The organism is Natronolimnobius sp. AArcel1, assembly GCF_011043775.1.
Classification (GTDB): domain Archaea; phylum Halobacteriota; class Halobacteria; order Halobacteriales; family Natrialbaceae; genus Natronolimnobius.
Genome location: NZ_JAAKXY010000004.1, coordinates 29,499 through 44,649, shown reverse-complemented (window position 1 = coordinate 44,649; position 15,151 = coordinate 29,499). Strand labels below are relative to the sequence as shown.

8 protein-coding genes are annotated in these 15,151 nt (G+C 58.7%); 6 read left to right on the top strand and 2 right to left on the bottom strand.

Annotation, left to right across the window (positions count from 1 at the left end; all coding sequences use genetic code 11):
* Nucleotides 1-51: 51 nt before the first annotated feature.
* Nucleotides 52-1,521, top strand: coding sequence for a glycoside hydrolase family 4 (locus tag G6M89_RS12500; protein WP_165162179.1), 1,470 nt, complete (start codon nt 52-54; stop codon nt 1,519-1,521).
* Nucleotides 1,522-1,667: 146 nt separating this feature from the next.
* Here the strand turns inward: G6M89_RS12500 and G6M89_RS12495 are convergent, their stop codons facing one another.
* A complete protein-coding gene (locus G6M89_RS12495) occupies nt 1,668-3,725 on the bottom strand; it encodes an ABC transporter permease subunit (protein ID WP_165162178.1) in 2,058 nt (685 codons plus the stop codon).
* Nucleotides 3,726-4,528: 803 nt separating this feature from the next.
* On the opposite strand from G6M89_RS12495, the gene G6M89_RS12490 reads away from it, so the two are divergent.
* The 5 genes from G6M89_RS12490 (at nt 4,529) to G6M89_RS12470 (ending at nt 13,551) form a co-directional block, all read left to right on the top strand.
* Nucleotides 4,529-6,772: a glycoside hydrolase family 3 N-terminal domain-containing protein gene (locus G6M89_RS12490; protein ID WP_165162696.1), complete on the top strand. Its 2,244-nt coding sequence runs from the start codon at nt 4,529-4,531 to the stop codon at nt 6,770-6,772.
* A 258-nt stretch (nt 6,773-7,030) separates the two neighbouring features.
* Complete coding sequence (locus tag G6M89_RS12485) at nt 7,031-7,798, top strand: glycoside hydrolase family 11 protein (protein ID WP_165162177.1); 768 nt, start codon at nt 7,031-7,033, stop codon at nt 7,796-7,798.
* 170 nt (nt 7,799-7,968) lie between these two features.
* Nucleotides 7,969-9,264, top strand: coding sequence for a glycoside hydrolase family 11 protein (locus G6M89_RS12480; RefSeq protein WP_165162176.1), 1,296 nt, complete (start codon nt 7,969-7,971; stop codon nt 9,262-9,264).
* Nucleotides 9,265-9,446: 182 nt separating this feature from the next.
* A complete protein-coding gene (locus tag G6M89_RS12475) occupies nt 9,447-11,720 on the top strand; it encodes an endo-1,4-beta-xylanase (RefSeq protein ID WP_165162175.1) in 2,274 nt (757 codons plus the stop codon).
* A gap of 127 nt (nt 11,721-11,847) precedes the next feature.
* The gene (locus G6M89_RS12470) at nt 11,848-13,551 is read left to right on the top strand and encodes an endo-1,4-beta-xylanase (protein WP_165162174.1); all 1,704 of its coding nucleotides are present in this window, start codon (nt 11,848-11,850) and stop codon (nt 13,549-13,551) included.
* 185 nt (nt 13,552-13,736) lie between these two features.
* Here the strand turns inward: G6M89_RS12470 and uxaC are convergent, their stop codons facing one another.
* Complete coding sequence (uxaC, locus tag G6M89_RS12465; RefSeq protein ID WP_165162173.1) at nt 13,737-15,101, bottom strand: glucuronate isomerase; 1,365 nt, start codon at nt 15,099-15,101, stop codon at nt 13,737-13,739.
* Nucleotides 15,102-15,151: the final 50 nt, after the last annotated feature.

Genomic DNA, 15,151 nt, shown 5'->3' with positions numbered 1-15,151 from the left:
TGTTACTCGTACCATGATGTTTATCAGCGTGGCTCACGCTCCCTCCGTACGATGTCACAACAATTGGACACTGCAGTCACAGCGGAGACAGCAATCGATCCCGACGACATTACGATCGCCTATCTCGGCGGTGGCAGCCGCCAGTGGGCACCGAATCTGATCCGCGACCTCGCACAGTCTGATCTCAGCGGAGAGGTGCGACTCTATGACGAGTTCTACGAGAGCGCACAGCGAAACGCCGAGTTCGGCAATTGGGTCCACAGCGATGCCGACGTCGAGCCAACCTCGGAGTGGTCCTACGCAGCAGTCGAGACACTCGAGGAGGCACTCACCGGCGCGGACGTCGTCATTCTCTCGACACAGTACAATCCGGCAGAGACGTTCGTTCACGACCTCGACATTCCCAAGGAGTACGGTATCTACGGAGCCGTTGCGGCGACAATCGGTCCCGGCGGCATCTTCCGGGCAATGCGGACCGTTCCACAGTATCGGAAGTTCGCCGCTGCGATCCGCGAACACTGCCCCGACGCATGGGTGTTCAACTACACGAATCCGGTCCACTTCGTCACGCGCGCACTCTATGACGAGTATCCCGAGATCAACGCACTCGGCCTCTGTCACGAAGTGCTTGGCACCCGCCATCGCCTCGCGCACTACGCCCGCGAGGAACTCGACATGGATGCCGAGCGCTCGGACATCTCGGTCAACGTCAAGGGGATCAACCACTTCACGTGGGTCGATGAAGCCCGCTGTAAGGGCGTCGACCTCTGGCCCGTTCTCGAGGACCTGGTTGAGGGCGAGGAAGGCCACCAGGAATTCACCTGGGATGATCTCGCCGATGAAAGCGTCTTCGTGGACAACTGGCAGGTAACCTGGGAACTGTTCCGCCGATTCGACGTCTTGCCCGCCGCGGGTGATCGCCACCTCGTCGAATATGCGACCTCGTTCATCCAGAACGGCCAAGAAGGACTCAACCGCTGGGGCGTCAAACGTACCGGCAGCGACTACCGCGCCAAACACTGGACGCCCGCCGAATCCGACCAGACCACCGATGTCGAAGCCTGGCTCTCCGGTGAGAAGGAGTTCGAACTCGAGGAATCCGACGAGGTCTTCGTGGACATTCTTCGCGCGCTCGTCGGCAAAGACACCTACGTGACGAACATCAACCTCCCGAACGTCGGGCAGGTCTCCGACCTGGAGGAACACGCCGTTGTCGAGACGAACGCGACGGTTCGAGCGAACGAGGTCAAGCCGATGGCCGCTGGCGGCTTCCCACGGCCCGTTCGCGCGCTGATTCAGGGCCACGTCGATACTATCGAGACGGTCATCGAGGCCTCCCGCGAGGGCGACATCGACGCCGCATTCGAAGGCTTCCTCATCGACCAGCAGATTCGAACGCTCCAGACCGAGGAAGCGCGGGAACTGTTTGCCGAACTCGTCGACGCACAGGAAGCGTATCTCGCAGACTGGGACCTTTCGGAATCGGCCGTGCTCGAAGAATCAGACGCCTATCAGGGATAGAAAGGCAGTACTGCAGGCGTCGATCACACTTTTTTTGCTGGCACTCACCGTGTCTGTAGTGGCTAGTACAAGCGAGTCGTTTCGAGGCCGTCGCTGTTCACGTACGCGGCGCAAAAAAGAAACCGTAATCGTATCGCCGTCAGCCGTTATCGTGGTTCGTCGTCGTCGACGGACTTGGCGTGACGGGCGCGGATCCGTGGGTTACTGATGCGGTCGAGTGCCTGTGCGATGAGGATCAGCCCCATCGAGAACAGGATGATGACCAGCATCGGTGCCAGGATGTAGTGGACCTGGCCTATGGAGTACAGCGCGTTGGACGACTCTGCCTGATCGAGCAGGACACCCCAGTTCTGGGTGCTGCGTGGCAGGAAGCCCAGGTAGTACAGGGCGACGGACGAGAAGATGATGTTCCGTCCGTGGTTGGCGAGGTTGATGAGGACGTATGGCCAGATGTTTGGCAGGATGTCCTTCAGGACAATTGCGAAGGTCCCGACGCCCATTGCGCGGGAGGCCTCGACGTACTCCTGACTGCGGACTTTCAGCACTTCAGACCGGATCGCCCGTCCAAGGCCACCCCAGGCGGCAACGGAGAGGACGATACCGATCAGTGCGGGATGGCGCGGTTCAATGATCGCCGCAATGACGATGATCAGTGGCAGACCAGGGATCGAGACGACGATGTCACAGATGGTCATGAGCGCGCGGTCGAGCGCACCGCCACGGAAGCCGGCTGCCGTCCCGACAGCGACACCGAGCGACACCGTGACAATCGCACCAGTTGCGACCATGATGAGGACCGGAGTTGTCCCATTGACGACGAGCGACAGGATGTCAATCCCGGTGTTACTCGTTCCAAGCGGGTGTGCGAGGTTGCCATCCAGTGGCGAGACCCACGAGTCGAACGTTGCTGTTGGACTGTGGGTAAACTGCGGACCGAAGACGCCCATGAAGATGAACGACATAGTCAGCACGGTCCCGACGAGACCACGCCAGTCACTCAGGACGATCTTGGCCGGCGCGTACACCGAGCGGTCGAACTTCCGATACATGACGTCTTTGCGGCTCACGCTCGCCGCATCATCGTCACCGAACAACGCGTGTGGAGTCGTTCCGCCGTCGGCTCGAGGCTCGTTGCTGCTGGTGAGACGCTGGATGTAGCGTTTGAGCTGTGTGCGAAGTGGGACACCGGCCGAGCTGCCGTACACTTCCATGTTGTCACCGCTGGTTTTCGCACGCGGGTCGATTTTGCTGTAGGTAAGGTCAGCGATGAACATCATGATGACGACGGTGAAACAGATCACCATGAAGCCACCAACCATCAGTGGGTAGTCACGGTTGTTGACCCCCTCGAACATATACCACCCCATCCCGCGGTAGTTGAAGATCTCCTCGAGAACGATCGAGCCACCGATCATGAAGCCAACGAGGAGCAACAGGCCGGTGTAAAGCGGGAGCAATGCGTTGCGCATGACGTATCGGAGTGCGATACGCATTGGCGGCAGTCCACGCAGGCGTGCAACTCGGATGTGGTCAGAGCCGAGGACACTGATCGAGTTCCCACGCATCTCGAGCGATGCTGCAGCCCCTGTAACGACCATCGAGAAGATCGGAAGCGCTGCGTGATAGAACGCACCGAGGACGAACTCGGCGTTCAGACCGATGTCGGCTCCACCAGGGTAGCGGGCGCTCGTTGGGAACCAGCCGAGCTGGTAGGAGAAGACGAACAACAACAGCAGTGCAACGACGTAGTACGGGGTCGAGCTCTCGATGACAGCGACGACGGTCATCGCGGTGTCGAATTTCGTTCCCTCGTAGTAGGCCATAATCGCACCGATACAGATACTCGTCACGAACGTGATGGCCATCGCCACGGACATGTAGAAAATCGTCCACGGGACTGCCTCAGCGAGAACCTGGTTCACCGAGGCGTTCTCGGCCATCGAGTAACCGAGGTCGCCCTGCAGGAGGGCAGCCATGTAGTCGATATACTGTATATACAGTGGGTCTTGCGGGTTGATACTTACATATAGTTCGACGAGCTGGCGAGCTTGTTCCGGATTGTCCGGATTCTCCGCCATCATCTGCGTGAACATCGCCTGAACAGGGTCCGACGGCATGAGCCGAACCAAGACGAATGTCAGATGGAACACCACGACAACCGTCAAGATGCTCTGCCCGATTCGCTTGAGGAGCCAATTACTCATGGTCTATTGATACTGTTGAACTGCTTGCCTACCCTAATAAAATTACTGTTTCGGTGAGTCTGGCAGAACACTGGCGCTGTTGAACCGCAAGCAGCCTGCGGACTCCCGTCTCTGGGAGTGATTGTCAGTCTATCGCAATTATACTAAGATATATTCAGATGCTGTGGAGTTGAATAATACATATGAAAGATGAAATTACGGTCGGCGTAACCACCCGGAATACTCCATGGGGTGTACCACAGTGCTTGTGAGCACTGACCACACTGATTTGGTGGGATTCCTTCGAGTCTTGCGCTAATTTTTGTTTCGCGTGTGTTGTGTGTCTGTCAGCCATGTGACGTGGGACCAATATACAGGTGTGTTCTTTGGTAGAGAATGGTTTTCTCCCTATGTAACTCATCGTACTCTGTATCTCATCAAACGGTTGGTGATACTATTCCAGAGATAGCGGTCCCCCTCGACAGTTTGCCGGAACCGATTTACAGCAGTACAGGTGTAATAAAAATACGTTCTGAGCAGGTCAGTATTACTGTCTCAAACTGACTTTGATTCTGTTTTGGAGAACACAATTATCTTGTATGGAACTCTGTTTGTGTTTGGTTGATCGATGTCTGCATAACAGAACCCGATCGCTGCCGAAGGTATATCGGAGAATAGTGTCCAATCGGTCCGACGAATCCACTGTCAGAAGGACTAAGATGATCGATCACCTCGGACAATATGTGACAGACGAACAGCCTACCGCGACGTATCGGGATGAAACAGCGTCCGTCTCGGCTCGAGTCGAGGATCTTCTCGAGCAGATGACGCTCGAGGAGAAAGCCGCACAGTTGGGTTCGGTCAACGCAGAGCGTATTCTGACTGCGGACGACGAACTCGACGAGGAAGCCGTCGAGGAGTGGCTCGGCGACGGGATCGGTCACCTGACCCGAATCGGTGGCGAGGGTGGCCTCGCACCGGCCGACGCTGCACGCATCACGAACGAACTCCAGGACTACCTCGAGACCGAGACACGACTCGGTGTTCCGGCGATTCCCCACGAAGAGTGTCTTAGCGGGTACATGGGTCCGGAAGCGACGACCTTCCCGCAGATGCTCGGGATGGCAAGCACCTGGAACCCAGCATTGCTCCAGACCGTCACCGAGACGATTCGTGGCGAACTCGAGTCGATCGGGACGGTGCATGCGTTGTCGCCAGTGCTCGACGTTGCTCGAGACCTTCGCTGGGGCCGTGTTGAGGAGACATTCGGTGAGGACCCGTACATGGTCGCCGAGATGGCACGCGCGTACGTGGATGGACTGCAAGGCGAGGGCCGTGATGATGGTATCTCCGCAACCTTGAAACACTTCGTCGGCCACGGCGCGACCGATGGTGGGAAGAACCGCTCGTCGTTCAACGTCGGCATGCGCGAACTCCGTGAAACCCATCTGTTCCCCTACGAGGCCGTCATCAGCGAGTCGAACGCCGAGTCGGTGATGAACGCCTATCACGACCTCGACGGCGTTCCATGTGTGACCAACGAGTGGCTCCTGACCGATCTGCTGCGCGGTGAGTTCGGCTTCGACGGCACCGTCGTTTCGGACTACTACAGCGTTCGCCACTTGGAGACCGAACACGGCACGATCAACACGAAACAGGAGGGTGCCGTCGCCTCGATCGAGGCCGGTCTCGACGTCGAACTGCCCTACACCGAGTACTACGGCGAACATCTCGTCAGCGCCGTCGAAGATGGCGACCTCTCGGAATCGACGCTCAACGAGGCAGTCCGTCGCGTTCTCCGAGAGAAGTTCCGCAAGGGTGTCTTCGACAACGAGCGAGTCGACCCCGACGAGGCCCCAGACGCGTTCCACACCGACGAAGCCCGCGACGTAACGCTCGAGGCCGCCCGTCAGTCGATGACGCTGCTCAAAAACGACGACGACCTGCTGCCACTCGAGGCCGACTCCGTCGCCGTTGTCGGTCCCAAGGCAGACGATCCGAAAGAGCTCATGGGCGACTACGCCTACGCAGCCCACTACCCCGAAGAGGAGTACGAAGCCGACGCCATCACGCCGCTTGCCGCCCTCGAGGAGCGAGACGAAATCGACGTCTCCTACGAGCAGGGCTGTACGATCTCTGGGCCGTCGACCGACGGCTTCGACGCGGCAACCGAGGCTGCCGACGACGCAGACATTGCGCTGGCGTTCGTCGGCGCTCGCTCCGCAGTCGACTTCTCCGATGTGGACGCCGACAAAGAGGAGAAACCAAGCGTCCCAACCAGTGGCGAAGGCTGCGACATGACCCATCTCGGGCTCCCTGGCGTGCAAGAGGAACTCGTTTCGGAACTGCTCGAGACGGACACCCCGGTCATCGTCGTCGTTGTCAGTGGGAGACCACACGCAATCGAGGACATCGCCGAGGACGCCCCGGCGATTCTCTACGCCTGGCTGCCAGGCGACGAAGGTGGGCCAGCAATCGCCGAAACGCTGTTCGGCGAGTACAACCCTGCCGGAAAACTCCCGGTCTCGCTGCCGAAATCGGTCGGCCAGCTCCCGGTCTACTACAACCGCAAAGCCAACACGGCGAACAAGGACTACGTCTACACTGACAGCAACCCAGTGTATCCGTTCGGTCACGGCCTGAGCTACACCGAGTTCGAGTACGGCGACATCTCGCTGTCGGCTGATAGCGCAACGCCACTCGAGTCGGTCTCTGCGAGCGTGACGGTCACGAACACCGGCGACCGCGCCGGTACCGAGATCGTCCAACTCTACACGCACGCAGCGAACCCGAGCCAGGCCCGTCCGGTGCAGGAACTGCTCGGCTTCGAACGCGTCGATCTCGAGGCTGGCGAGTCCAAACGCGTCACCTTCGAGTTCAACACGACCCAGCTTGCGTTCCACGACCTCGATATGAACCTCACAGTTGAAGAGGGACCATACGAGGTCCGCATCGGAAGCTCCGCGACGGATATCGAGTCTGTTGCAGAGCTCGAGGTTACGGACACGAAAACGGTACCGAAGACCGCTCGCACGTACTACACCGAGTCGGCAGTCGACGTAGAATAACAGCAGCGCGTTTTTTCTTTTAGGCCTGTTCGTTGACGGGTGACTCAGTCTCTCTCGTACAGTCTCGAGTAACAGTAATCTACGCGATGGTTGGTCTATCACTGCACGTGTTTTATAATTATAGTAAAGAACTATAAGAAACATTTATCAATAATTGCCGTTGGACATTATGATGTGGTTGAGTACCATGATGTTTGGTAGTATGCCACACGACAGGCGTGAACCGGGCGACCAAATGACGTATCCAATCATCGAACGATGACAGACAACGAGACGCACAACGTGGACGAATCGGCAGCGAAACTGATCGACCGGCGCGACTACATGAAAGCGGCAGGAGCAACCGCAGTGGCTGGTCTCGGAATTGGGTCCATGGCGACGTCGGCTGCCGCCCAGGAAACGCTCACCGAGAACCAACAGACCACTCACGACGGCTCGTTCGTATCGTTCTGGACCGACACCGACGATACGGTTTCGATGACGCTCGAGGACGGCGGCAGTTACAGCGTCGACTGGGAAAATACTGGCAACTTCGTCGTCGGCATGGGCTGGGATCCCGGCTCGAGTCGGACAATTGAGTACGATGCCACGCACAATCCATCAGAAAACTCCTACCTGTGTCTGTACGGGTGGACGACGGATCCACTTGTGGAGTACTACATCATCGAGAACTACGGGACGTACCGACCTGGTGACGAGGAACACGGTAGTCACGAGAGCGACGGCGGCACCTACGATATGTACACCTCCGAGCGCATCGAAGAGCCATCCATCGAGGGGACGGCGACGTTCACCCAGTACTGGAGCATTCGCGATAATTCGCGAACCAGTGGTACCATCGACGTTGGGAATCACTTCGACGCTTGGGAGAGCGCTGGCCTCGAGTTAGGGAGTCACGACTACCAGATCATGGCTGTCGAGGCCTGGGACTACCAGGGTTCGAACAGTGCCTCCGTCTCGTTCAGTGAAGCCGATGACGGTGGCAACGGTGGTGACGACGGCGGTGGCGGCTGGGGCGGCTGGTAATCAGTTCCCTAGCTGACTCGGCTTGCAGCAACACCGTTGATGGATCAGCAGCGGACTCGGTAGGTACCAGCACCTGCGCAGTATTTTTACTACTGAAATAAATTAATTTATAACCCAAATTATTTAATACTAACCTTTATTAACAATGGTGATATAGCTGCAGACGCAGCATGACAGATGACAACAGTGAGAAGGCGGCGGGGAAGCGAACTGATAGTACTTCGGTGGGGAAGAGCGTAACCGATTTCTCAGGGGACAGCCAGCAGTCGACCGACTCTGACGGAGACTCGAGTGAACTTGCGCGCCGAGGATACCTGCAAGCAGTCGGGGCCGCGGCAGCAACCGGGCTCGGTGTTGGAGCGATGGCAACATCGGCTGCCGCCCAAGAAACACTCACCGAAAACCAACAGACCAGCTACGATGGCTCGTTCGTGTCGTTCTGGACCGACACCGAGGACGTGGTTTCGATGACGCTCGAGGACGGCGGTAGTTACAGCGTCGATTGGCAAAACACCGGCAACTTCGTCGTCGGCATGGGATGGGATCCTGGTGCGAGTCGGACGATCGAGTACGATGCCACGCACAACCCGTCGGAGAACTCCTATCTATGCGTGTACGGATGGACAACGGATCCGCTCGTAGAATATTACATCATCGAGAACTACGGGACGTACCGGCCTGGCGACGAGGCACACGGCAGTCACGAGAGTGACGGCGGTACCTACGATATCTACACCTCCGAACGCATCGAGGAGCCGTCGATCGAGGGGACGGCAACGTTCACCCAGTACTGGAGCATCCGGGATAATTCACGAACCAGCGGCACCGTCAACATTGGCAACCACTTCGACGCCTGGGAGAGCGCTGGCCTCGAGTTAGGGAGTCACGACTACCAGATCATGGCTGTCGAGGCCTGGGACTATCAGGGCTCTAACAGTGCCTCCGTCTCGTTCAGTGAAGCCGACGGTGGCAACGGTGGTGACCCAGGTGGTGACCCTGGCGGCGATCCCGGTGACGATGACGGCAACGGCGGCTCCTCGGGCGACCTCGCCGACGGAACTTACGGCATCCAGAACGTCAACAGCGGTAAGGGCCTTGACGTGTCGGGAGAGTCGACAGACGACGGCGCGAACATCCAGCAGTACGAGTACTGGGGCGGTGACAACCAGCAGTGGCACGTCGAGGACACAGGCGGCGGTGTGTATCGCATCGAGAACGTCAACAGCGGCAGCGTCCTCGATGTCGGCGGCGACTCGGCCGGTGCAAACGTCCAGCAGTACGCGGATCACGGTGGCGACAACCAGCGGTTCTATCTCTCCGACGAAGGGAACGGCGAGTATCGTATCGAACCCGTCCACACCGGCGCTGCACTCGAGGTCGAAAATGCCTCGAGTGACGACGGTGCAAACGTCCAGCAGGGGTCGTGGTCTGGCGACGCTCATCAGCGCTGGACGTTTGATAGCTAATTCGGACTCGCATAGGAATCATCCCTACTAAGAACGTAGTGCATGCCCGATTGCAACGTGGTGTTGTGATCGAGCTGTACATCGTCTCGAGCGGTCTTGTTGTCTCCGTGGTTACGACCTTATCTTAACAGACAATAATTGGAAACCTTTTTATTCGCGTTTGGGAATAGCTATCGGTGGACATGACAGATCCAACCAATCGGGAGGAGCGACCGCAGCCATCGTCGGATAGATCGATTCGTCGCCGTCCCTTCTTGGGAACAGTTGGCGCATTTGGCCTTGCGGCAGGGTTGGCAGGCCGCGTCGGCGCGGATGACGCCGAGTGGCCGTCGCCGGACGATTCCTACTACGGGGAGTTAGTCGACGAACTTTCACAACTCGACATCGCACCCGGCGAGTTCGTGTACGCAGACAACGAGGCCGACACCCACGAGGCCTACGACCTCGCGGGAGAGCACGAGGATCTTGCCGACCGCGAATCACTCGATGTCAGCGACGATGATGTTCCGTTCGCCGAAGCGACCCGAATTGAGGTTGGCGAACTCGAGGACGGATCAGTCGATCCATGGGGTGTCAACTTTCAGGCGACCGTCGACGACCGTGGGGTATCAGTGGATGATACGCTTCTTGGGGTTGCCTATCTCCGGAATCCCGGCACTGGTGGTTCGACTGCCGACGTGACGTACAAGACGACCGACGCGGACAACGAGGCAGAGAACTACGTCCTGAACGGTGGCGTTGCCGCTGGCCAAGAGTGGGAGCGCTACTTCTTCCCGATCAACTTCCAGACCAGCGGTGACTCCGGTGAGTGGTGGACTGAATTCTGGGTCGGTATTGAGGGCCAGACCGTCGACATCGGCGGCCTCGCCCTGCTTGACTTTGGACAGGATGTCGATGCCAATGAACTCCCCTCCTGGGACGACGAGATCGATCTCGAGGACGGCTGGGAAGAAGATGCAGACGCACGCATTCAGGAGCATCGGACAGCCGATCTCACGGTTTCGGTTGCCGACGCCGACGGCGACGCCGTCGACGCCGATGTCGCTCTCGAGATGCAAGACCACGAGTTCACGTTCGGGACTGCTGTTGATGCTCCTCGACTGCAAGAAGACGATTCGGACGCCGAGCAGTATCGCGAGCACATTCCCGAGTTGTTCAACGGGACAGTCCTCGAGAATCAACACAAGTGGCGCTTCTTTGAGGACAATCAGGACCTAGCCGACGACGCGACCGACTGGATTCTCGAGCAGGATCTCGATATTCGCGGTCACGCTTGCCTGTGGTCGAGTCGAGATTCGAACTCCATCCCCGAAGATGTCGAGGACGCGATGGACGAAGGCGACGCCGAGTATGTCGCAGAGCGCTCACTCGAGCATATCGAGACGATTATCGAGCACTACGGCGACGACATCGAACATTGGGACGTGGTCAACGAAGCGGTCCACGAAACCGAGATGACACAGCTCATCGACGGCGAAGACGTCGATCCCGTCGAAGCCCCGATACTCGAGGAGTGGTATGAGACGGCCACGGAGGTCGCACCCGAGGGCGTTGCAATCGATGTCAATGATTACAACGTGCTCTCTGGCCCGTATGAGGGGACGCGCGACGATTACGAACGCCAGATCGACTTCCTTGTCGACGCAGACGGAGTCGACCTTGGCGGCATCGGACTGCAGAGTCACTTCAGCCGTGGCGAGCAACTCACGCCGGGCGAGATCATGGACGCACTCGACCGCTATGCTGAGGCTGGCGACGGGGCCGCCCTTCGCATCACTGAGTTCGACATGGCCGATCCAAACTGGCTCGAAGAAGACAAAGCCGACTTCTTCCACTGGTTCCTTAAGACATTCTTCAGCCACCCCAAGGCAGCGGACTTTCTCATGTGGGGCTTTTGGGACGACGAACACTGGCAGGACGACGCGCCGCTGTTCGACGCCGATTGGAATCCCAAGCCGACACACGATGTTTACACGGACCTCGTCTTCGAGGAGTGGTGGACCGACGAAACCGGCGAGACGGACGCCGACGGCACGTTTGACGTGACCGCGTTCCTCGGCGAGTACGAACTGACCGTCGACACCGGTGACGGCGAAATTGCGACGTCGTTCTCGCTCGAGGAGCCAACCGACGAATCGATCGAAATCGTCCTCGTCGATATCGATGTTCGTGGCTCGGGACAGGGTAACGGACGTGTCCCGGTACATATCCACGCCGGTGACGCATTCGATCCTGCCGATGTCGACTACGATACGGTTCGCTTTGGCAATCCAGACCTGGTCACAGCCGGCGATGGCAGCGATGTCGTGCACCTGCCAGGCGGTGGTGGAAACGGGCGCGGCAACCGCTCACAGCTGGTTCACTTCGACGGTCCGAGCAGCGAACTCGAGGACGTTGCGATGGTAACCGGTCGAACGACTGACGGCGACATTATCGTCGGTTTCGACCGTCTGTAACGCCGCGAACCGTTTTTTCGTCGTCTGCACTCGGATATTTTCTCAAACAACATTCAAGCAAATATTATAATCTGCTCGAAATAACATTTATTATAATTGACGATGCGTGTGATTGTGGGGCATACCAATGACCGATGATGATAGCAATCAGAGAAGCAACTCGAGCGGGAATCAACTCACAGGCGACACCATCGGACGACTCGAGCGGCGAGACTACCTGCGGTCGGTCGGTATCGCAGGATTGCTCGGCGGGTTAGGCGTCGGTGCCGGCGTCCCCGGAACAGTCGGCGCACAGCAAGCGGGCGACTGGGAGGACGCAGCTGAGGATCGGATTGAGGAGTACCGAACGGGCGATCTCGAGGTCGATGTCGTCAATCCGGATGGATCAGCAGTTGATGGAGCAACTGTCGAGATTGAACAACAAGACCACGAGTACGATTTCGGGACGATGATCCACGCGGAGTTCCTCATCGACCAGGCCGAGTGGGGCGAGGAGATGCACACACCCGAGGATCAAGCCGAGTACGAAGAGACCGTCGAGGACCTGTTCAACATGGTCGTCCTCGAGAACGTACATAAGTGGTATCTCTGGGAGGATAACGTCGATATCGCGGACGCAGCCGTCGACTGGGCCATCGATCGAGAGATGGACGTTCGCGGCCACGTCGCGTTGTGGGGCAACATCGACGGTTACGCCGTCCCGCCACGAGTCGTCGAGGCGATGGGCGATCCGTGGGCGAGCGAGTGGGACGAAGCGGGTGATGCCGATCCCGATCCGGACTACGTCGTCTCCGAAGCGATGGACCACATCGAGGACATCATCAGCCACTATGGCGACGACGTCAGCGAGTGGGAGGTCAAAAACGAAGTGATCCACGAAACAGCGATGATTGAGGCTGTCGAAGGCGAAGACGCAGATCCCGTCGAAGCCGAGATTCTGGGCGACTGGTATGAATACGCCGAAGAAGTCGCCGACGAGTACGGCGTTGACATTGCCGTCAACGACTTCAACGTTCTCGTCGGCCCGTATCAGGACACGCGCGATGACTACGAGCGCCAGATCGACTACCTCGTTAATGACCGGGACATCGATCTCGACGGGATCGGTTTCCAGTGTCACTTCGCCAGTGACGAAACACTCGAGCCAGACGAGGTTCTGGACGGCCTCGAGCAGTTCGAAGGCTACGGCGCGGGTTTTCGCGCAACCGAGTTCGATACGTTCCAGGGCAACTGGTCCTCACCTGATGAGCAGGGCGAGTACCTCTATGAGTTCATGAAGACGTGGTTCAGCCACCCCAACACCGACGCATTCCTCGTCTGGGGTCACTGGGATGGCGTTCACTGGGGTCCTGAGTACGACGGCTCGGATGCAGATGCACCACTGTTCGACGAGGACTGGAACGAAAAGCCCGGCTACGACGCCTACACAGACCTTGTCTTCGACGAATGGTGGACCGACGAGTCCGGGGCGAGCGACGACGGCGTCTACGAAACGACGGCGTTCCTTGGCGAGCACGAAGTCACCGTCTCGACCGACGACGATTCGACGACGGAGACGGTGTCAGTGACTGACGCCGACGGAACGACGACGGTCGAAATCACCGTCGAAGGCGATGGGAACGGCGATGATCCTGGGAACGGTGATAATGGCGACAACGGCGATGACGACGATGACGACAACGACGATGGAGACTACCCCGAGTGGGACGCAGACGAGGTCTACACAGACGGCGACCGAGTAAGTTGGGACGGCACCAATTGGGAAGCCCAGTGGCACACGCAAAATCAGGAACCGGGCGCAGACGAGTGGGGCCCCTGGGACGAAGTGTAGCGCAGTCTGTTGGCATCACAGAATCCGCTTTTTTGTCGCGTAATCAGGCGAGCCACACGTTGCGGTTCGAACAGCGACTCGAGCGCCGGAACCCACTGTTCCTGCGTAGCGACGTACAGAGGAAAAGGGGCCAACAGCAACAGGTCACCGGCGAGACGGCAGAAACAGCCCTCGAGTCCGGACGCTTAGAGCTCGTACAGTTCGTTCGGCCGGTCGTAGGCCAGTCGTTCGACCAGATCCTGTGCCACGTCCATCGGCACCTGTCCGCGCTCGACCTGTTTCCCGACGACGTTTGCAAGCGAGCGCCGGAACATCTCGAAGCGCGACCCATACGACAGCAGTTTTCGCGAGTCACTGACCATCCCGGCGTGCTGGGAGAGCAACTCAACTGTGCCGACGTACTCGAGTTGCTGTTCCATGCCGAACGGGCTGTCGTTGAACCACCAGGCGGGGCCGATGGTTACGTTCGGGAAGACGCGAGCCATCGTCGCCATCGACGGATAGTGAGTTGGATCGATTGTGTAGAGGATGATGTCCATCTCGTCGTCGAAGCGATTGACGAAGTGCTCGAGTGGCTTGACGATATCGACGTCCTGCGTGGAGATATCGCCGCCGGCCGCGGGGCCCAACTGCTCGAACAGCGAGTTGCGGTAGTTGCGGACGGGACCGATGTGCAACTGGGTGACCCAGCTTTTCTCGGCGTTTAACTCGCCGACGAACGCCGTAATGTAGGCCATGAAGTCACCGACTTCGCGCTCGGAAAGCGAGCCACCGGCGAGTGCCTGCTGGTACACCTCGCGTGCGCGTTCGTCGCTGACGGGTCGCGAAACGGGCTGTTCGAGGCCGAGATCGCAGGCCCGACAGCCACGGGCGTCGAAATAGTCGTGAGAGGCCTCGAGTGCAGCCAGAAAGCCGTCGAAGTCGTCAGTGCTGATCTCGGTTGCGTCCTCGAGTTCGGCGACGAAGTCGGTCCACTCCGGTTGGTCGATTTTGACGGCGCGGTCGGCCCGCCAGGTCGGGACGAGGTCGACGCCCTCGAGTTCTTCGGCGGCGCGCTCGTGGTATTCGAGGTCGTCCGTCGGATCGTCGGTGCTGCCGACGACTTCGACATCCATCTCCGCGAGGAGTTGCTGGGGCCGCATGTCGTCGGTCTCGAGTTGGGATTTCGTCTCCGCCCAGATCTCGTCGGCCGTCTCGGCGGAGATCTGTTCGTCGATGCCGAATCGACGTTTGAGGTCAAGGTGAACCCACTCATACGTCGGGTTCCCAGCGAACTGCGGGAAAACTTCAGCGAGCACGTTCCACTTCTCGCGGTTGTCGGCGTCGCCGGTGATCAGGTCCTCGTCGATGCCGCAGTTTCGCATCAGCGCCCAGACGTAGTGATCCGTGGCGGCTTCGACTTCCCAGATATCGTCCCAGCCGTCGTTGTCGACGATTTCGGCAACGTCGGCGTGGGTGTGGGGATCGATAATTGGCAGGTCTTCGATTGCAGCGTACAACTCGCGTGCGGCATCGGTCTCGAGGAGGTAGTCGTCGTCGAGGAAACTCATACGCCACCGGTTCGCTGGGGGGCGACTATAATCCTGCGGATCGGCGTGTT